Raw genomic sequence first — 624 nt, 5'->3', positions numbered from 1 at the left:
GCGCGGTGAGCATCAACGCCGCAATCGCCGTTACCAACGAACAGGACACGAAAGCGCCGACAAGCACGCGTTTTGTGGGAATGCCAGCCGCGTCAGCCGCCCGAGGATTTGATCCCACCAGATAGAGCATCCGGCCAAACACGGATCGGTTCAGAACAATGGCGGCAACTGCACATACAAGAATGGTCATTGCGATCGGAATAGGGACTCCAAGAAAATCGCTATGAAGAAACGTCTTGGCAAGAACATCCGGCACTCCAAACACCGGAAATCCGCCGGAAATCGTCGACGCGATGCCTTGGCTTATCCCCAGCATCCCCAGAGTGGCCACAAACGGGTGAACGCCCAGGATCGCGATATTGAAGCCATTGATCAGGCCGGCGACGAGCCCGATGGACAGCCCAAAGAAGAGCCCGATCATAACCGCCATCACCGGAGCATCGGGCATCACGCTGACCAGATGTGCCATGGTCAACGCGCTGGCCACACTGATCATCGAAATCACCTGACCCATGGACAGATCGAACCCGCGAACGATCAACGCAAACATCTGGGCAACAGCCAGGACGATCAGAAAGCTCGACTGGATCAGGATATTGCCGAAGTTTTGCAGCGAGAAAAAAC

Annotated in this window: 1 protein-coding gene; it reads right to left on the bottom strand. The window is 55.8% G+C overall.

Features of this window, described 5'->3' with window-relative positions:
• Positions 1-624 (bottom strand): ABC transporter permease (locus A3764_RS20810; RefSeq protein WP_150122355.1); only part of this gene is annotated, 624 nt, incomplete at both ends.

Source organism: Sulfitobacter sp. HI0129, from assembly GCF_001635395.1.
Lineage (GTDB): Bacteria > Pseudomonadota > Alphaproteobacteria > Rhodobacterales > Rhodobacteraceae > Sulfitobacter.
This window is presented reverse-complemented; position numbering and strand designations above follow the sequence as displayed.